Annotated in this window: 19 protein-coding genes; 15 read left to right on the forward strand and 4 right to left on the reverse strand. The window is 37.4% G+C overall.

Annotated features, from left to right (window positions below; genetic code table 11):
- The first annotated feature begins 10 nt into the window (after positions 1-10).
- From BAU17_RS00890 to namA, 6 genes are all read left to right on the forward strand, one after another.
- Positions 11-679 carry a hypothetical protein gene (locus BAU17_RS00890; RefSeq protein WP_161900926.1) on the forward strand — a complete coding sequence of 223 codons (669 nt, stop codon included), beginning with the start codon at positions 11-13 and terminating at the stop codon, positions 677-679.
- Positions 679-1545 carry a sce7725 family protein gene (locus tag BAU17_RS00895; protein WP_161900927.1) on the forward strand — a complete coding sequence of 289 codons (867 nt, stop codon included), beginning with the start codon at positions 679-681 and terminating at the stop codon, positions 1543-1545. The genes BAU17_RS00890 and BAU17_RS00895 overlap by 1 nt, the downstream gene beginning before the upstream one ends.
- Positions 1542-2135 (forward strand): NAD(P)H-binding protein, encoded by a 594-nt coding sequence (locus BAU17_RS00900; protein ID WP_161900928.1) that lies wholly within the window; start codon positions 1542-1544, stop codon positions 2133-2135. Before BAU17_RS00895 ends, BAU17_RS00900 begins: the two co-directional genes overlap by 4 nt.
- 32 nt (positions 2136-2167) lie before the next feature.
- Complete coding sequence (locus tag BAU17_RS00905) at positions 2168-3427, forward strand: MFS transporter (RefSeq protein WP_161900929.1); 1260 nt, start codon at positions 2168-2170, stop codon at positions 3425-3427.
- A gap of 19 nt (positions 3428-3446) precedes the next feature.
- On the forward strand, positions 3447-3833 hold the full coding sequence (locus BAU17_RS00910) for an iron chaperone (RefSeq protein ID WP_161900930.1): 387 nt from the start codon (positions 3447-3449) through the stop codon (positions 3831-3833).
- Between the two features lie 182 nt (positions 3834-4015).
- Positions 4016-5035 (forward strand): NADPH dehydrogenase NamA, encoded by a 1020-nt coding sequence (gene namA / locus BAU17_RS00915; protein WP_161900931.1) that lies wholly within the window; start codon positions 4016-4018, stop codon positions 5033-5035.
- Between the two features lie 40 nt (positions 5036-5075).
- On the opposite strand, the gene glmS is transcribed toward namA, so the two are convergent.
- The gene (gene glmS / locus BAU17_RS00920; RefSeq protein ID WP_161900932.1) at positions 5076-6887 is read right to left on the reverse strand and encodes a glutamine--fructose-6-phosphate transaminase (isomerizing); all 1812 of its coding nucleotides are present in this window, start codon (positions 6885-6887) and stop codon (positions 5076-5078) included.
- A 398-nt stretch (positions 6888-7285) separates the two neighbouring features.
- On the opposite strand from glmS, the gene BAU17_RS00925 reads away from it, so the two are divergent.
- The 8 genes from BAU17_RS00925 (at position 7286) to yihA (ending at position 14296) form a co-directional block, all read left to right on the forward strand.
- Positions 7286-7573: a hypothetical protein gene (locus tag BAU17_RS00925; protein ID WP_161900933.1), complete on the forward strand. Its 288-nt coding sequence runs from the start codon at positions 7286-7288 to the stop codon at positions 7571-7573.
- 25 nt (positions 7574-7598) lie between these two features.
- Positions 7599-8621 carry a signal peptide peptidase SppA gene (sppA, locus tag BAU17_RS00930; protein WP_161900934.1) on the forward strand — a complete coding sequence of 341 codons (1023 nt, stop codon included), beginning with the start codon at positions 7599-7601 and terminating at the stop codon, positions 8619-8621.
- Positions 8622-8623: 2 nt separating this feature from the next.
- A complete protein-coding gene (locus BAU17_RS00935; RefSeq protein WP_161900935.1) occupies positions 8624-9262 on the forward strand; it encodes an RDD family protein in 639 nt (212 codons plus the stop codon).
- Between the two features lie 66 nt (positions 9263-9328).
- Positions 9329-10246, forward strand: a complete 918-nt coding sequence (locus tag BAU17_RS00940) for a hypothetical protein (protein WP_161900936.1) — start codon at positions 9329-9331, stop codon at positions 10244-10246.
- A 127-nt stretch (positions 10247-10373) separates the two neighbouring features.
- The gene (gene tig, locus BAU17_RS00945) at positions 10374-11654 is read left to right on the forward strand and encodes a trigger factor (protein ID WP_161900937.1); all 1281 of its coding nucleotides are present in this window, start codon (positions 10374-10376) and stop codon (positions 11652-11654) included.
- A gap of 139 nt (positions 11655-11793) precedes the next feature.
- Entirely contained in the window at positions 11794-12216 is a 423-nt protein-coding gene (locus tag BAU17_RS00950) for a hypothetical protein (protein WP_161900938.1), read from the forward strand.
- Between the two features lie 187 nt (positions 12217-12403).
- On the forward strand, positions 12404-13645 hold the full coding sequence (clpX, locus tag BAU17_RS00955; RefSeq protein WP_161900939.1) for an ATP-dependent Clp protease ATP-binding subunit ClpX: 1242 nt from the start codon (positions 12404-12406) through the stop codon (positions 13643-13645).
- A 66-nt stretch (positions 13646-13711) separates the two neighbouring features.
- Positions 13712-14296: a ribosome biogenesis GTP-binding protein YihA/YsxC gene (gene yihA / locus BAU17_RS00960; protein WP_161900940.1), complete on the forward strand. Its 585-nt coding sequence runs from the start codon at positions 13712-13714 to the stop codon at positions 14294-14296.
- A 33-nt stretch (positions 14297-14329) separates the two neighbouring features.
- On the opposite strand, the gene BAU17_RS00965 is transcribed toward yihA, so the two are convergent.
- A complete protein-coding gene (locus BAU17_RS00965; protein WP_161900941.1) occupies positions 14330-14767 on the reverse strand; it encodes a VOC family protein in 438 nt (145 codons plus the stop codon).
- Complete coding sequence (locus BAU17_RS14080; RefSeq protein ID WP_202622252.1) at positions 14764-14925, reverse strand: SPJ_0845 family protein; 162 nt, start codon at positions 14923-14925, stop codon at positions 14764-14766. Before BAU17_RS14080 ends, BAU17_RS00965 begins: the two co-directional genes overlap by 4 nt.
- Before the next feature lie 108 nt (positions 14926-15033).
- On the opposite strand from BAU17_RS14080, the gene BAU17_RS00970 reads away from it, so the two are divergent.
- On the forward strand, positions 15034-16356 hold the full coding sequence (locus BAU17_RS00970) for a hypothetical protein (protein ID WP_161900942.1): 1323 nt from the start codon (positions 15034-15036) through the stop codon (positions 16354-16356).
- A 23-nt stretch (positions 16357-16379) separates the two neighbouring features.
- Here BAU17_RS00970 and BAU17_RS00975 read toward each other — a convergent pair whose 3' ends face one another.
- Positions 16380-18290 (reverse strand): PTS fructose transporter subunit IIABC, encoded by a 1911-nt coding sequence (locus tag BAU17_RS00975; RefSeq protein ID WP_161900943.1) that lies wholly within the window; start codon positions 18288-18290, stop codon positions 16380-16382.

Below are 18290 nucleotides of genomic sequence, written 5' to 3' on the forward strand. Positions count from 1 at the left end.
GGAGAACTGTATGAAAACAAGCTTAACTGTACAAATGGAAGAAACTCTCTATTACTATTGTCGTGAAAACGGTGATATTGTTGTTGAAGAAGTGACGATGCCTGATGACCAAGGAATTGTTGATACATTAAGTTGTCGTCTGGATGCGGAATCACAATTCGAATGGCGCTGTTACGAGTTGAAAGTCAGTAAAGCTGATTTCCGTTCAAAAGCAAAATTATCTTTTGTTGGTCACTATAATTATTTTGTGCTACCCGAACAGTTGTATGTTTCGGTGCAAGATGAGATTCCTGCACACATTGGTGTATTGGTTTACCATGCCTATGTAAGTGAAGATCTAGGCATGCCCGGCTATTTTACGATTGCTAGAAAGCCTCAGCGACAAGCCTTACAAGTCAATGAGCATCAATTACTGTATCGCTTGATTGCTTCACAAGCACGAGAAGTTGGCAAGGCGAAAAAAACAGCACGTGGTCTGCGGGTTTTTGGTACCGAACAAATTTATAAAGAATTAAAAAAACGTCAACCGGACTATGACTTATTTGGCGGTGGTGTAAATTATTATGATCGGTTTATTGAAGATACGCAAAATCAGGCAATCGAAGCAATGAAAGAAGAACTAGAAGCGACCCGAGCAGCTTATTTTGAATTGGAACAACGTTATTTGGAGGGGAAATAATGTATTATCCGTATTTTCGAGGCAAGCAATATGATTTATTAGCGTTGCGAGCATTGATTGAAGCCAAACGCTTGTCTAAAAAAGTGCAACCTATTATCGAGCCGGTAAAAAATTCTCCCACATTTATGAAATTTTTAGACGTTGTTCATCAGGCTGACCATCCATTATTTGTGATTCAAAATCCACAAGCTGGTGCATTTTTAACGGAAACGGGTTTAGCAACCTTGCAAAAAATTCCTCATCGGAAAGCGATGATTTTGGAACAACCGTTAGAAACCGTAGAGAATCCTTCTGAATTACTGATTGTTCATCAGGCAGCGCCAGCGTTAGTTAGTGACTGGCAGAAGGTAAATCAAAAAATCTTAGTACCGAATGAATTTCGTGTGTTACAAAAAGTCCAAGGGGAATGTATTTTAATGGAAGATGTGTTTACGCGTTTGCCACGTACGCAATTTTATCAAGAATTACCTGATGAAGTATTTTCAAGGACACATCAAACCTTTGCGCAAAGAGGTTTTGTCGGTTTTAGCGACTTTTCAATTGATAGCAAAATTTATTATGAACATGGCTATCCAGCAACGGTATTGAGTTTGCACTTAGTTTATTTTGAAGCAGACATATTGCGCATCCATCATTTTTTATCATCAGAAGACCTACCTTCCCAAAAGGAGAAATTTTTAGTGATGATGGAAGAGGTGTGTACGTGGGCAGAACGCTTATGTGGCGACCAATTAACATTAGGACTGTCCTTGCTCATTGACAATGCACAATGGGGGAAATTTCCTGGAATGGGTGTCATGAGAAAAGCTGCGGTGATGCATCATATGGAATTAATGAGTCGTTATTTAGAGGAGGGAAAAGAATGAAAAAGATGGTTATCTTTGGTGGTAGTGGTTTTTTGGGGAGAGAAATTATTCAACAAGCCTTACATCAAAATTTCGACGTCACAAGTATTTCAAGAAGCGGTGCACCAGAAGTTCGTGAAAGTTGGATGAATAAGGTTTGTTGGCTAAAAGCCGATGTTTTTGATCCGAGTATGTGGCGAGAAAAGTTAGTGGATGTAGATGTGGTCATCGATGCAATTGGTGTGTTAATTGGCGATGAAGAATTATATGAAAAAATGAATGTCCTTCCTGCTAAAATACTTGCAAAAGAAGCTTCAACAATGCATGTGCCAACTTTTGTGTATATTTCTGCTAAATCATTTAGCGAGAAATTTCTGACCGCATACTTTACTTCGAAAAAAGAGGCGGAACGAGCTGTTAAATTTTATTATCCGGACGCTTTGATTGTTCGACCAAGTTTTATGTATGGCAAACGCAGAAAAGGAACGACTGCTCAAGCGAAATTCATTCAATTGGCTAAAAAAATACCGTTCGTTTCTTCAAAAATAACCCATTTACAGCCACAAGCAGTTGAACATGTCGCGCATGCGATTGTTGCTAAATTAGTGTAATAATAAAAACTGAATAGTTAAAGGAGAACGTTATGAAAACAACTTCCGATTTTTCGCTGCTTCATTGGCGTCAAAATTTTTACTTTTTTTTAGGTGGTCAATTTTTATCTGGTTTGACCAGTATGGTTGTGCAATACTCAATCATTTGGTATTTGACGAAAGCAACCAATTCTGCAACTGTGTTAAGTTATGCAACAATTTTAGGAATGTTGCCAATGGTCCTGTTAAGTCCGTTTATTGGTGGGTTAGTGGATCGATGGAATAAGAAAAAACTGCTAATTGTGACAGATAGTATTGTAGCGTTGTTTGCAATAATGTTATCTTTAGTAGGTACGATTGTTGGTGAGTTTCCGCTTTGGTTTGTTTTTGTATCGCTACTTGCTCGTTCAGTGGCACAAACCTTTCAAATGCCTACCATTCAATCGATTCTACCAACGATTGTTCCAGAAGAAGAATTAACGAGAGCTAATGGACAACTTGGAATGATACAATCAGCGAATTTCATTGTTGCGCCAGCGTTAGGAGCTTTCCTCTTTGCGATTGTCCCAATTAATTTATTAATTTTACTAGATGTCCTTGGTGCTGTTTTAGGCATTGGTTTGTTGTTTTTTGTGACGATTCCTTTTGTTAAAATGACAGGTGAGGCTGTTCATTTTCTAGAAGATACCAAATTCGGCCTTCAAAAATTGATACAAAATAGAGGACTGTGGTTAATTACGCTGATTGGTTCGGCGTTTACTTTGATATTTATGCCTGCTGCTAGTATGTATCCGTTAATGACGATGGAATACTTTGGTCGCTCCGTCGGTGATGCCGGTTTGATTGAAGTGATTTATGCAGGTGGTATGCTGTTGGGTGGAACCATCATCGGTATGTTTGGTAAGTGGAAAAATCGGATGCAACCGATTCTGCTGGCGTATCTGGTGATGGGCGTAACGATTGGTTTGAGTGGAACTCTGCCAACGACGAATAAAGGATTTATTTGGTTCATCATTTTAAATGCTTTGGCTGGATTTGCGACCCCCTATTTTAATACGTTATTGATGGCGATGATTCAACAAAGCTATGAACCACAGCACTTAGGAAGAATCCTAGGTGTATTGAACTCCTTAATGAGTATCACTGGACCTGTCGGATTAATTTTTGCTGGTCCTTTAGCGGATAAAATCGGGGTCGAAAAAATGTTTGTCATTGCTGGCGTTGGGACACTCATCTGCGGCTTACTTACGTATCTAATACCGCAAACAAGAAACTATGATTTGGAATTACAAAAAAGATTGCTGAAGAAATAGGGAATAGGAGGAGCTGTTTATGGAAACTTTAGAAGAATATGTAGCAACAATTCCTGACGCTCAACACAGAACAAAATTTTTAACGCTCTGTCAGTGGGTGAGTGAGACATTTCCGGAATTGCAATTAAGATTTGGTTGGCGGCAACCGATGTTTACCCACCATGGCACATTTATTCTTGGTTTAAAACAGACGAAAAAATATATAACGGTATCTCCTGAAGTAGCTGCAATGAAGCAATTTACTGCCCGACTAGATGCCATTGGGTATGCACATACCGATAATACCTTTCGAATTGGTTGGCAGGAGATTGTTGATTATGAATTACTGCAAGCGATTATTCAATTTAATATGGAAGATAAAGCAAATTGCACGACTTTTTGGCGAGCGAAACCAAGTAAAACATAATTTATCTATCTAACGCAAAAAGGAGCGAAATCAGCTCCTTTTTTTATTTAGTTCATAAAGTTTTGTAAGTTCATCTAAAAAGTTGCTGCAAAACCAATCGCTGCCGAACAATCAACCTATTTGGTATTTTTAGCTACTCTTGTTACACTAAGTAAGTGAATTTATTTTAAGGAGATGCTTGCATGACAAAAAAATTATTTGAACCCATAACAATCGGTTCAATGCAATTAAAAAATAGATTAGTAATGTCACCGATGTGTATGTATTGTGCGAAAGAGGATGGCAAAGTCACTTCATGGCACAATACGCATTACGGATCACGGGCAGCAGGACAAATTGGTTTAGTGATGTTAGAAGCGACTGCAGTGCAAGCAGTTGGTCGAATTAGTCCAAATGATTTAGGGATTTGGTCAGATGATCAAGTGGAAGGATTACGCAATTTAGTAACAATCGTCCAAGAGAACGGGAGTGCAGCTGGTATTCAACTAGCGCATGCTGGACGAAAAGCACAACTTTCGACTGAAAGTGTCGCACCTTCTGCGATTCCTTTTGATGAAGCATCGAAAGTACCAAAAGAGCTAACGATTGAACAAATTCAACAAGTCATTGCGGATTTCAAACAAGCAGCCATTCGTGCAGATAAAGCTGGCTTTGATATGGTAGAAATTCATGCTGCTCATGGCTATTTAATTAATCAGTTTTTATCCCCATTGACGAATCAACGTAAGGATAATTATGGCGGTTCAGCAGAAAATCGTTATCGTTTGTTAAAAGAAGTGATTACAGCTGTTCGTGAAGTTTGGGATAAAGCGTTATTTGTACGTATCTCTGCTTCGGATTATCAAGAAGCTGGTTTACATTCCGCTGATTATGTCCAATTCGCAAAATGGATGAAAGAACAGCATGTTGATTTAATTGATGTCAGTTCTGGTGCAGTGGTTCCAGCAACCATCGATGCTTTTCCAGGGTATCAAGTACCATTTGCAGAACAAGTAAAAAAAGAAGCAGGGATTGCAACTGGAGCAGTAGGTCTAATCTTAAATGGCACGCAAGCCGAAGAGATTCTCAAAAACAACCGTGCAGACCTTATTTTCTTAGGCCGTGAATTATTACGAAATCCTTATTGGGCGTATGAAGCAGCGAAAGAACTGCATACTGAAATCAAAGGACCTGTCCAATACACACGTGGTTGGACATTTTAATAAAAAAGGACTTGCTTTTCATGGCAAGTCCTTTTTTTGTTTATTCAACTGTAACTGATTTTGCAAGGTTACGAGGTTTATCGACATCATAACCACGTTGTAAAGTAGCAAAATAAGCAATTAATTGTGTTGGTATAACAGATACTAAAGCTGTTAATAATGGATGCACGTTTGGCAAGACAAGTTGGTCCGTTGGTCGTGCAAATTCTTCACTGACAATGACTAATGTTTTGGCGCCACGACTTTCTACTTCTTTGAGGTTTCCACGAGTGTGAGAACCAGTCAAAGCATCGGTGATAATACCTAAAACAGGAGTGCCTTCTTCGATTAAAGCGATTGTTCCGTGTTTCAGTTCTCCGGCTGCAAAACCTTCTGCTTGAATATAAGAGATTTCTTTTAATTTCAAAGCTGCTTCACTTGAAACGTAGTAATCATTTCCACGGCCAATATAGAAAGCATTGCGTGTGTTGCTTAAATAATCTTCTGTCAATTGTGAGATAACCGCTTTTTCGCTAATCATTGTTTCCATAGCAGTAGCAACTAAAGACAATTCGTGGAAAATATCCATTTCCTGTGCAGCTTCAATGGCTAAATAATTTCCGACACCTTGAGCTAAAATCGCCATGACAGCAATTTGAGCAGTATACGCTTTAGTTGAAGCAACTGCAATCTCTGGTCCTGCGTGTAATAGCAAAGTATGTTTTGCTTCGCGAGAAAGGGTTGATCCAGCGACGTTGGTAATAGTTAAAGAAGGGTAGCCTAACTGGTTAATTTGTACCAACACTTGACGACTATCCGCAGTTTCTCCACTTTGTGTTAAGAAAATAAAGAACGGTTTTTTAGATAACAATGGCATATTATAACCAAACTCACTGGATAAATGTGCTTCAACAGGGATATGCGTCATCGTTTCAATAAACTTTTTAGCTGCTAAACCAGCATTATAACTAGTCCCGCAAGCTACAATATAGATACGATCGCTAGCTGCTAATTCTTCTACTAATGACGCATCTAGTTGAACATTTCCTTGTTCATCTTCGTAAGTTTGAATTAAGCGACGCATTACGGCTGGCTGTTCATCAACTTCTTTTAACATGTAGTAAGGATATGTTCCTTTTTCGATATCGGTTAAATCTAATTGCGCTTCGTAAGATTCACGATAAACTAGATTGCCTTTTGCATCTTCAATTTGGAACGCATCTGCGGTAACAGTTACCGTTTCACCATCGACGATTTCGACAAAATGATTTGTTTGATCCAACATTGCAAGGGCATCACTACAGATTACGTGGAAGTTTTCGCCAATTCCAATTAATAGTGGGCTTTTATTTTTAGCGACATAAATTGTTTCAGGAGCCTCTTTATCGACCAATGCAAATGCATAAGACCCTTGAATGATTTGCACTGCTTTTTGGAAAGCTTCTTTCGTTGCTAACTGCTCTTGTTCCATTAAAGCCGCAATTAAATGAACGGCAATCTCGGTGTCTGTCTCACCGTAAAATGAGTCATTGGCTAGATATTGTTGACGAATTTCTTCAAAATTTTCAATCACACCATTGTGAACAAGGACTAGACGGCCATTTTCTGAAGTGTGAGGGTGAGCATTGTTTTCAGATGGTTTGCCATGTGTTGCCCAACGCGTATGTCCGATACCGATAGTTCCTTGTACATCTTGTGTCAATTTGTCTGATAAATTTTTAATGCGACCTTGCGCTTTAATCAAGTGTGACTGTTGAGTATCTGCAACGAACAAGCCTGCTGAGTCATATCCTCGATACTCTAAACGCTCCAATCCACTAATAATTATTTTTTCTGCATGTTCTTTTCCTACGATTCCTACGATTCCGCACATAATGTCATTCCTACTTTCATTTGTCATTATGTATTTCTAACTGCGTGATAAAAATTTTGTCAAAGTCTCACAACTTAGGTTTGTTTTTTATCTGTAGAGTGCAGACCCTAGAGTCACCCGCCGAATATTTCGATAAACTCTTCCTCGTCATCTATTAAAAAATAGATCTGGCGCTTTTTTTAATTGGTATAGTCAATTCGTTTAAGTGTTTCTTTTAGAAATACAAACGTAATGATAACCATAATTGGATTGTAAGTCAACAATAAAATTTAAAAATTAAAATTGGTCTAATTGAAACTGGCTTGTAGAAAGAAAAAAGTAGAGAAAAAAATTGGTTTTCCCTATCAAATATTTTCAAGTTTCGATACAATGAATAGTAACAGAAAGAAGGGATAGGTATGTCAGAATTTGTCAATCCAATGACATTTAAAGAATTGAAAAATTTGGTACAAGAATTAGAAAAACAACAAATTCCTGAGGACACCAAAATATTTTTAGACACTGGTTGGGATAGTTTACAAGAAATACTGCCAGGGGCTATTCATCTGAAAGAAGCCCAGCAATTCCAAGTCCAAGATGTCTTAACCAAAGAAACTTTTGGCGGTTACTCATTAATTGAGAAAGCCGAAAAAACACAAGCAGAGGGTGCTTCGGAGCGAGTAATTGTTATCGAAAATCTGTACTAAAATTTAAAGGTTAGAGGAGAGAAATATGAATAAAAGAAGATGGATTGCAGTGATTATTGCTGCAGGGTTGTTTATTTTTTCAATCGTGGTATCTGCAATGACACCTAGAGAAGAGACCGATGCATTGGCTGGGATTAACGCCTTGCTTTATGGTACCAATGAATTAGCTGAGTTTGTCGAACAAGAAGGAAATACGAATGCGAGAATTGCTCATCTTTATGTAGATGGCGCAATTACCAATTCTGGAGAAAGTGGCTTGTTTGCCACAGAAGGCTATAATCATCAATCATTTCTAGAACAGCTGAAGCAAGTACAATACGATTCAACAATTGCTGGTGTGCTATTAGAAGTGAATTCACCAGGTGGTGGAGTTTATGAAAGTGCTGAGATTGCCAAAGAAATTCGTAAAATTCAAGAATTAGAAATCCCAATTTATGTCACAATGACCAATATGGCGGCTAGTGGTGGCTATTATATTTCAGCATCAGCTGATAAAATTTTCGCTTCGGAAGAGACGGTCACAGGCTCAATTGGTGTAATTATGTCAGGCGTTAATTACTCTGGTTTATTTGAAAAATTAGGTATTGAAGATGCGACGTACAAGAGTGGGGCACTCAAAGACATGGGGTCAGCTGCACGCCCAGTAACCGAAGATGATAAAAAAGTGCTGCAAGGTTTTGTAGATAGCTCCTATAATCGTTTTGTAAATGTGGTTTCACAAGGTCGTCAAATGTCGGAAGAAGAGGTCCGTAAAATAGCAGATGGCCGAATTTATGATGGGGTACAAGCATTAGACAATGGCTTAATTGACGAATTAGGTTACCCAGAAGATGCGTTGGAAGCCTTAAAAGTTGAGAATGATTTAGAATCTGCAGAAGTGATTTCTTATGATTTTTCAGCAACTGGATTTGCAAGCACATGGTTTGGCTCAAAATTAGCAGAAATGCAAGGACTGAAACAAACAGATAGTAGTCGTATGATGACGTTATTGGAAAGTATCGGTACACCAAATGCACCGAAACCACTTTATTATTACGGAGGTGAGTAACTATGACAGACTCAGAAGAAAAAAAGCCAGATATTTCAGAGCCAACTCACCAAGATGATTTTTATCAAAAAGTCTTACAATCATCGAAAAAAGAATATACATCCGTTGAGGTTGAACAGAATCAACAAAAGTGGGAACGTTTTGTGCAACCAGAAAAATCAGAGAATAAGATAAATGATTTTCCAGATTATTTTTATGCCGGCTTTTGGATTCGCCTGTGGGCATTTTTGGTTGATATGATTTGTATCGTTGCAATTACAACTGCGACAATTGATGTGATTTTTCATCTCTTTCAATGGCAAATGTCAACCGCGATGTTTAGTGTTTATGGTCTGCTGAGCTTAGCAATATATTTAGCATATTTTACGCTAATGACCAAATTAAACCATGGACAAACTTTGGGGAAAATGTTGTTTGGTATTCGCGTGGTTTGTCATACAGAAGAAGAGCTTTCTTGGCAAACTGTATTGATACGTGAAGTGGCAGGGCGATTTGTCCTTCAAGTAAATCCTTTGTTGTCACTAGGTTATCTACCAGCAGCATTTACTAAACGTAAGCAACATGTGATTGATTATTTTACAGATACCAGTGTTGTTACGTTAAATATGATTAAAGCTTTCAATAATCAAGCGCAACTATAATAAAAGGCTGTGATATAATGTATAATGTTATATTACAGCTTTTTTAATTAAGAAAAGGAGATTGAGATGACAGAAATATTTTCTTTTCCCGATGAACCACAACGTTTATGGATAAATGGAAACAAAAAGATGGAAGAACAAGAATTTTTGGCGGCCAAAGAAGACTTTTTGCAGTTGTATCAGTTAGAACCAACATTTAGACATTGTCGTAAAGTAGTGAGTGTCTTACAGATGTTAGGAGAATTTTCAGCAGCGCTCGACTTTGCTGAAGATTATTTTGATCATTTTTTAGCTGAGGAAGCGGCATTTGTTGAGTATGTTCATTTGTTATTATTAGATGAACAGTATCTCTTTGCACATCGTCTTTTACACCAAGCACCATTTGAAACAAGCCAATTAGTAAATGAATTGCAGCAACTAGAACAAATGCAGGAATGGATGGCAGTCGATCATCAACAAATCAAATGGCAACAACTGCTTCGTTGGGACCAAAGCAAATCACCGATTCCGCAGAAAGCTTGGCATAAATGGATAAAAGGGATGTCCTTAAACAACTTCTTTCAACTGTGTCAAGATTATGTCGCGCTGAGAAAAAATCCATTTATCTTACCAAAATTAATAGAAGAACTTGTTCGTGATGGGGCACAACAATCTATTCAAATCGATGAACAGGTGATTGATTTAGCAACTTTAAAGGATTTAGATCAGATGCCGATTTTTCAACGAATCAAACAAGCGGTTGAAAACCAACAATTGAAAGATCCGCAAATGAAAGAAATGCTTTTGACAGAAATTAATGCACATTTTGCTTTAATGTACCCTTTACTACCACCAGAAGTTGATGCACAAAAATGGGCAGATAGCTATGTATTAGAGTACCAAAGTTGGTTTGGCGATGAAGTCGCGCAAAAAGAATTAGAAAATTATGCAACGATTCAAGCAAAAAAACAACAAATTCGTGAAATATATCAAGGTTTGTTATAAAAAATTTGAGAAATCGATGAACTTTTCATTCAAAATGTTTACATTTTTCAAGGCTTAGTGTACTATTTAAAAGTATGCATGAAACTATTTCATATGTAAATTTATTTGTTAATTCGGAGGGAAATACATGACTGCAAAATGGGAAAAAACAGGCGTCAATGATGGCGTATTAACTTTTTCAATTGCTCAAGAAGAAATTCAAAAAGGTTTAACGACTGCCTTTAACCGTGTGAAAGGAAACCTTAACGTACCAGGGTTCCGTAAAGGAAAAGTATCTCGTACAGTATTTAACCGTATGTACGGTGAAGAAGCATTATATGAAGATGCTCTAAACGCTGTATTACCAGAAGCTTATGAAGCTGCTGTTAAAGAAGCTGGAATTGATCCAGTATCTCAACCTAAAATTGATGTTGAAAGCATGAATAAAGGTGAAGATTGGACAATTAAAGCAGAAGTAACTGTAAAACCTGAAGTAAAATTAGGTGAATACAAAAACTTAACAGTTGAAAAACAAGACCGTGAAGTAACAGATGCTGACGTAGAAGCTCGTCTACAAAGCGAATTAGAACAACAAGCTGAATTAGTTGTTAAAGAAGACGCTGCTGTTGAAGGCGATACAGTAGTTATCGACTTTGAAGGTTTCTTAGGCGATGAAGCTTTTGAAGGTGGAAAAGGCGAAAACTATTCTCTAGAGCTAGGTTCAAACTCATTCATCCCTGGTTTTGAAGACCAATTAGTTGGTAAAAAAGCTGGCGATAACACAGATGTGACTGTAACATTCCCAGAAGATTACCAAGCAGAAGATTTAGCCGGTAAAGAAGCTGTCTTCAAAGTAACTGTTCATGAAGTAAAAGCAAAGGAATTACCAGAATTGGATGATGAATTTGCAAAAGACGTTGATGACAGCGTTGAAACTTTAGCAGAATTAAAAGAAAAATATCGTGCTGAATTGACAGAAAGCAAAGAAAAAGCAGCCAAAGAAGCTGTTGAAGAATCTGCAATCCGTCAAGCAGTAGAAAATGCTGAAATCGTTGAATTACCACACGTAATGGTTCACGATGAAGTACATCGTGCAATGGATGAATTCCTAAACAACATGCAACGTCAAGGAATCAACCCAGAAATGTACTATCAATTAACTGGTACAACTGAAGCTGACTTGCATAAACAATTTGAAGGCGAAGCAGATACTCGCGTGAAAACAAACTTAGTTATCGAAGCGATTGTTGCTGCTGAAGGCTTAGAAGCAACTGATGAAGAAGTTGAAGCAGAAATCAAAGAATTATCAGAAGCATACAACATGCCAGAAGCACAAGTACGCCGCGTACTAACTGAAGACATGTTAAAACATGACATCAACATGAAGAAAGCCGTAGATGTGATTACAACTACAGCTGTTGAAGCATAATTGTTAACGTTAGAAATCGTCAAAGTTCATTTATTGAGCTTTGGCGATTTTTCTTTTGTTTAGTTTAATAAAAAATGTCCTTTTTTTGATGTATATGAGATGTTATACTATTAGAAATTCATTCAAAAAAGGAGTAGTTATGGAAGAAAAACAAGCAATACAACGTTATGGACAACAACTATTTAAATGGAGTCTCTCTTTATTGGGCTTAGCAGTTATTTCGGTTATCATTGATGTATCTTTAGGGGTGTTTGAATTAGGCTCATTGAGCTCAGTTTTCATTCCGTTGTATATGTTTAGTATTAGTACCAATATACGTCATAAAGAATTGACGCAGATTACAGGATGGATAACTGCTGTGAAAATTTTAGCGATTATTGGCTTTTTTATTGGGATTCTATCTGTTTTTAGCTTATTTTTGTTGATCAATAATATCCTGTTACTAATTCGAATTGCACCTCTTGTGATGATTTTGACAACGATTCTCTCGCTTGCATCAATAGTTATTTACTGGAAAATCTGGTCTTGTCATCGCCAAATGGAACAAATTGTTAGAAAATGACTAAATTCAAATTTTGGAATAGAAGTAACTCTTTTTTTCGTACTTATAAATAGAAAAAACTTCTTTACTAATCCTTAATTTGCAAGGTTTAAAGGCTTTTTCTTTCGTCTTATCTATGCTAGAATGGATAAAGACTGAGTTTTGAATATTTCTTTCCAGTCGAAAGAAAATACAAGGGGTGAACACCATGTACGACAATACAAACGGAAATGAGCCGGTACGTTGCTCTTTTTGTGGCAAAGCGCAAGAAGAAGTGAAAAAAATCGTCGCTGGTCCTGGTGTCTACATTTGTGATGAATGCATTGAATTATGTAAAGAAATCATTGACGAAGAGTTTTATGAAGAAGCGATTCGTGAATTTATGGAAGTACCAAAACCAAAAGAGATACTTGATGTATTAAATGACTATGTAATTGGACAAGAGCGTGCAAAACGTGCATTAGCTGTTGCTGTATATAATCACTACAAACGTGTAAATGCAGAAGCTTCAGAAGATGATGTGGAATTGCAAAAAAGTAATATCTGCTTAATCGGACCAACTGGATCTGGTAAAACTTTCTTAGCACAAACACTAGCCAAAAGTTTAGATGTGCCATTTGCAATCGCAGATGCTACCAGTTTAACAGAAGCGGGTTATGTAGGAGAAGATGTGGAAAATATCTTGCTAAAACTCTTGCAATCGGCTGATTACAATGTTGAGCGTGCTGAAAAAGGAATTATTTACATCGATGAAATTGATAAAATTGCTCGTAAAAGTGAAAATGTATCAATTACACGTGATGTATCTGGTGAGGGCGTGCAACAAGCACTATTAAAAATCTTAGAAGGAACGGTAGCAAGTGTTCCTCCTCAAGGTGGCAGAAAACATCCACATCAAGAAATGATTCAAATCGATACAACGAATGTTTTATTCATTGTTGGTGGTGCTTTTGACGGTATTGATACGATTGTTAAAAACCGTCTAGGTGAAAAAACAATTGGCTTTGGTTCAAATAACCAAAAAATTTCTGATGATGAAAGTGTGATGAAATACATCATTCCAGAAGATTTATTGAAATTTGGTTTAATCCCTGAATTTATTGGACGCTTGCCAGTAATGGCTGCTTTAGATAAATTAACAGTTGAAGACCTTGTTCATATTCTAACAGAACCAAAAAATGCTTTAGTTAAGCAATACAAAAAATTGTTAGCTTTAGATGATACTGAACTTGAGTTCGAAGCCGGAGCTTTAGAAGCTATTGCGGCCAAAGCGATTGAGCGCAATACGGGTGCTCGTGGATTACGTTCGATTATTGAAGACATCATGATGAACATTATGTTTGATGTACCATCAGATGAAACGATTGAAAAAGTAACGATTACAGAAGATGCTGCTAAAGGGCTTGCTGAACCGACTGTTACGTATCGTGAAGAGAAAAAAGCAGGTTAATTATTAACCGGATAGCACACAATCTGGCTATCCGGTTTCCTGTGTGCAAAGAAGGGAAGTACATTTATGAAAGTAAATTCAGCTGAAATTGTGATTAGTGCGGTTTCTCCAGCGCAATATCCAGATACACCATTACCAGAGATTGCTTTAGCAGGACGTTCAAATGTGGGGAAATCTTCATTTATCAATACATTGATTAATCGTAAAAATTTAGCAAGAACTTCCTCAAAACCAGGGAAAACGCAAACACTAAATTTTTATTTGATTGAGAATGCTTTACATTTTGTTGATGTTCCAGGGTATGGCTATGCAAAAGTATCTAAAACAGAACGAGCAAAGTGGGGCAAAATGATTGAAACATATTTATCTGAACGTGAACAATTACGTGCAGTGGTTTCTCTAGTAGATTTACGACACGCACCTTCACAAGAAGATATTCAAATGTATAATTTTTTGAAATTTTATGATATTCCGGTGATTGTTGTGGCGACTAAAGCCGATAAAATCCCACGTGGGAAATGGAACAAGCATGAAAGTGTGATTAAGAAAGCCTTGAATTTTGATAATACGGATCAATTCATCTTGTTTTCTTCTGTCACCAAACAAGGAAAAGAGGAAGCTTGGGCAGCAATTGAAGCCGCAATTAGCTAAAAAAAGACATTCAGTGAAAACTGAATGTCTTTTTTAAGTTTGTTCATGAAATTCTTGGTAGAAACGATAGCGTTCTTCAAAAGAAACTTCTCGGATGATTTGATTAATGGTCCATGTATAGCCGGATGGATCAACAATTTCAGCATGACGAGTACCCATAAATTCGTCGGGTTCCTGTGTAATCGTTGCTCCTAATGCAACTGCTTTTTGTAAGGTTGCAACAACGTCTGGCACGACCAATTGTAACCACATCGAGTCTATTTCTTCTTTTTTAGGTGAATAACAATCAAAAGCTGGATTTTCGTCCATTAGACGTAATGCAACATCCCCAACAATGATATTGGCTTCGTTTAAACCGGTTTTATCTGGAAAAGAGTAGACCTCTTTTCGTAGTCCGTCAAATGCTTTTTCATAAAATTCCATGGCTTCAAGCGCGTCAGGAACAATTAAGTTTAAGGTTAGTTGACTCATTTTTTGTCAGACTCCTTTTTCTTTGGTGTAGGATTTAAAAAACGTTCAATATCTGCTTGTTTTGCCTTTTCTTTTTCTTCTAGTTCTAAATCAGGAAAAGTTGCAAATTCTTCAAATTTTTTGTCTAGTGAATCATCACGTTGGAATTTTACGCCCATGTCATCACCTCCAATATAGAAAGTGTAGCACGAATAGTCAAAAGTTTCACGCAAAAAAGATAGAAGATATATGTTACAATAAATAAAAGAGCAGTAGGAGGTGGAGATATGCCAAAAACGGAAAAAATGTATAGCTATATTCAAACGATGATGCAAAAAATTCCAGATATTCAATCATTTATTTATGATAGTTTGGCGTTAGGACGTATTTTATTCACCCCTCAATTCATTGAATTTAATCATGTACAGCAACCATTTACGCTGGCTTTACAACAAGAAATTTTGTCGAAAATTAAGACGGGGCAGGAATTTACTTTACGAATTTATGATCAACAAAGTGAAACAGTCATTCAGCAAATCAATCAAATTGTCTTAGAGCGACATTATTTAACGAAAGAACAGTTTATGACGAAGGGAAACATTTTATTCGATTATATGGATGAACGAATGAAGTTGGCACGTTTTGGTTATCTACGTCCCTATGATGAATTTTTATATCATAATATTGAAAAAATTACTTATCGTGCAATGGTCGAAGAAGAGCAAGTGACTGCTCGCCATCCTAAAAAGAGAGATAAGACAGGGGAGATTATTGTTGATGGGTATTATTTTGCTGGCTACGATATTTTTTATTTAGGTTTTTGTTTTACTTCTTGCTGGCGAATGTATTTTGGAGAAGATTATAGCACGATTTTACCTTTGGATTTACTACGAGAGGTGCAGCAAGTAGAGCAAGTGAAAGACATACATACGAATACTGTCTTTATTGAATTGTATCGCAATCCGTATTTATGGGATCATCCGCAAAATTTAGAATATCAACGACGTTTCCGTGATCAATTAGGAATCGATCAATTGAGCCGAATGGATGGTGTGGGTGTCTTGAAAGAACCTTATGTCGAATTTCAGATAGCGCAGCCGATTCATCAAATCATTCAATATCAAAATGATTTTTTTCAACCAGTCCCGAAGCATCAGGCAACGCATTTTGTCACATGGATGTATAATCCATTGACTAAGAAACAAAAGATTAGCCGGGTGAAAGGGGTATTGAATGCTCAAGCGTTCTTTCCAATTATTGATGACCGTCGTAAGCGAATGGCGGATATGGTGACACTATTTTTAGAACAAACAATTGATGAAGGATTGGAAGCTTATGAGTATTACATTCGTAATCATCTTGAAATTGAATTCCATGATAAAAAATATGCGACGTATACACCCGTATTAACCTTCGTACTTGCTGATGAGGTGTTAGCTGAATTACCCTTACAAAAACTGCAACGAAACATGCCGGATGTGTCTTTTAGCAGTGAGAAAAAACAAAAAAATAAGCGTAGTGTAAAGTTAATAAAAGATTCAAATACCTTGGAAGTGGAGTTTTTGCCATTAAGTATAATCTATCAAAAAAAGAGTGAACAGACGAATTAAGTCTGTTCACTCTTTTCATATACTTATTTTTCAATAGGTTTTCTTAGTAATCCTAGTAATATTCCAGAGATAATCGCACCTAAAAGAACAAATGCTAGATATAACAATGGGTTAGTAAGTAGTAGGGCAACGAAGATACCACCGTGAGGAGCCATCAAACGAATACCAAATGCACCAACTAAACCACCAGTTACTGCAGAACCAACAATGAAACTAGGGATTGCACGTAATGGATCGGCTGCCGCAAAAGGAATCGCACCTTCTGTTACGAATGATAGACCCATAATGATGTTTGTTAAACCAGCTTCATTTTCTTGTTTCGTGAATTTACTTTTGAATAGGCGAGTCGCAACGAAAATTGCTAATGGTGGAACCATACCGCCGGCCATTACTGCAGCCATTACAACACTACCGCCATCTGCAACAGTAGCAGCGATTGTACCAGTACCGAAGACATAAGCGGCTTTATTGATTGGTCCGCCTAAATCAGCTGCCATCATACCAGCTAATAGAGCGCCTAGTAAAGCAGCGTTAGCACCATCTAAGCCTTGTAAGAAACCATTTAATCCATCATTGATAGCTTTCATTGGGACATTGACAAGTAACATGATAAATCCTGTAATCAATAAACCGAAGAAAGGATAGAATAGAATCGTTTTGATTCCATCCAATGATTTTGGTAAACCTTTTAGAATAACGCGTAAGAAGACAATCACATAACCAGCGATAAAACCACCAACTAATGCGCCAAGGAAACCAGCACCACCAGCATTAGCTAACGCACCAGCAGCAAAACCAGCTACTAAACCAGGACGATCACCAATACTCATTGCAATAAAACCAGCTAAAACAGGTAACATAAAGCCGAATGCTGCGCCGCCAATTTGGTTGAAGTAAGCAGCAACTTGGTTATACGTACCTAAGCTTGCTAACTCCGCATCAGGAACACCCATAAATTGATCGACCATGAAGGAAATCGCAATTAAAATTCCACCAGCAATAACAAATGGTAACATGTGTGAGACACCATTCATCAAGTTTTTGTAGATTTCTTGTCCAACTGAACCTTTTTCATTTGATTCATCAGAAGAAGAACTACCGTCACCATGATAAATTGGCGCAGAACCACTTAAAGCTAAATTAATTAATTCTTCTGTTTTACGAATACCGTCACCAACTGGACGATTTACTAAGTGTTTGCCATCGAAACGATCCATTTCAACTTTTTTATCTGCTGCTACAATAACACCGACTGCACGAGAAATGTCATCAGAAGTTAAGCGATGTTTCACACCTTCAGAACCGTTTGTTTCAACTTTAATATCAACGCCCATTTCTTTGGCTTTTTTCTTCAATGAATCTTCAGCCATGTACGTGTGAGCAATACCTGTTGGACAAGCAGTAACGGCAACAATGTATGGACGATCTTCAGATGGCTCAACAACAGCTGTTTCTTCGGCTGCTTTTTCTGCTTCCTCTTCTTTTTCCGCTTCCGCAAAAGTCGCTTGTACTTCTTCCGGAGTTGTCGTTGTTTTTAGTTTTGCGACAAAGTCTGGGTCAATCAATTGTCTTGATAGGGCAGCAAGTGCTTGTAAATGCGTATCATTTGCACCTTCTGGGGCTGCAATCATGAAGAATAGATAAGTTGGTTGACCATCTAATGCTTCATAATCAACACCGGCATTACTTTTAGCAAATAAAACAGTGGCTTCTTTAACTGCCGCATTTTTCGCATGTGGCATTGCGATACCATCACCTAAACCTGTCGATGTTTGTGCTTCACGAGCGACAATTCCTTCTTTATAAGTGTCGATGTCTGAAATACGTCCGGCATCGTACATTTTTTGGACCATTTCATCGATAGCACCTTTTTTGTCAGTTGCTTGTAAGTCCATAATCATGGCATCTTTAATCAATAAGTCATTGATTTTCAT

It is taken from the genome of Candidatus Enterococcus willemsii (assembly GCF_009933335.1).
Taxonomy (GTDB): Bacteria; Bacillota; Bacilli; order Lactobacillales; family Enterococcaceae; genus Enterococcus_F; species Enterococcus_F willemsii.

Excerpts from the sequence above, each read along its gene's own strand:
- BAU17_RS00910 (WP_161900930.1), top strand. The coding sequence starts at position 3,447 with ATGGAAACTTTAGAAGAATATGTAGCAACAATTCCTGACGCTCAACAC.
- namA (WP_161900931.1), top strand. The coding sequence starts at position 4,016 with ATGACAAAAAAATTATTTGAACCCATAACAATCGGTTCAATGCAATTA.
- BAU17_RS00905 (WP_161900929.1), top strand. The coding sequence starts at position 2,168 with ATGAAAACAACTTCCGATTTTTCGCTGCTTCATTGGCGTCAAAATTTT.
- BAU17_RS00940 (WP_161900936.1), top strand. The coding sequence starts at position 9,329 with ATGACAGAAATATTTTCTTTTCCCGATGAACCACAACGTTTATGGATA.
- sppA (WP_161900934.1), top strand. The coding sequence starts at position 7,599 with ATGAATAAAAGAAGATGGATTGCAGTGATTATTGCTGCAGGGTTGTTT.
- BAU17_RS00895 (WP_161900927.1), top strand. The coding sequence starts at position 679 with ATGTATTATCCGTATTTTCGAGGCAAGCAATATGATTTATTAGCGTTG.
- BAU17_RS14080 (WP_202622252.1), bottom strand. The coding sequence starts at position 14,925 with ATGGGCGTAAAATTCCAACGTGATGATTCACTAGACAAAAAATTTGAA.
- BAU17_RS00950 (WP_161900938.1), top strand. The coding sequence starts at position 11,794 with ATGGAAGAAAAACAAGCAATACAACGTTATGGACAACAACTATTTAAA.
- BAU17_RS00975 (WP_161900943.1), bottom strand. The coding sequence starts at position 18,290 with ATGAAAATCAATGACTTATTGATTAAAGATGCCATGATTATGGACTTA.
- BAU17_RS00935 (WP_161900935.1), top strand. The coding sequence starts at position 8,624 with ATGACAGACTCAGAAGAAAAAAAGCCAGATATTTCAGAGCCAACTCAC.
- yihA (WP_161900940.1), top strand. The coding sequence starts at position 13,712 with ATGAAAGTAAATTCAGCTGAAATTGTGATTAGTGCGGTTTCTCCAGCG.
- BAU17_RS00965 (WP_161900941.1), bottom strand. The coding sequence starts at position 14,767 with ATGAGTCAACTAACCTTAAACTTAATTGTTCCTGACGCGCTTGAAGCC.
- tig (WP_161900937.1), top strand. The coding sequence starts at position 10,374 with ATGACTGCAAAATGGGAAAAAACAGGCGTCAATGATGGCGTATTAACT.
- BAU17_RS00925 (WP_161900933.1), top strand. The coding sequence starts at position 7,286 with ATGTCAGAATTTGTCAATCCAATGACATTTAAAGAATTGAAAAATTTG.
- BAU17_RS00890 (WP_161900926.1), top strand. The coding sequence starts at position 11 with ATGAAAACAAGCTTAACTGTACAAATGGAAGAAACTCTCTATTACTAT.
- clpX (WP_161900939.1), top strand. The coding sequence starts at position 12,404 with ATGTACGACAATACAAACGGAAATGAGCCGGTACGTTGCTCTTTTTGT.
- BAU17_RS00970 (WP_161900942.1), top strand. The coding sequence starts at position 15,034 with ATGCCAAAAACGGAAAAAATGTATAGCTATATTCAAACGATGATGCAA.
- BAU17_RS00900 (WP_161900928.1), top strand. The coding sequence starts at position 1,542 with ATGAAAAAGATGGTTATCTTTGGTGGTAGTGGTTTTTTGGGGAGAGAA.
- glmS (WP_161900932.1), bottom strand. The coding sequence starts at position 6,887 with ATGTGCGGAATCGTAGGAATCGTAGGAAAAGAACATGCAGAAAAAATA.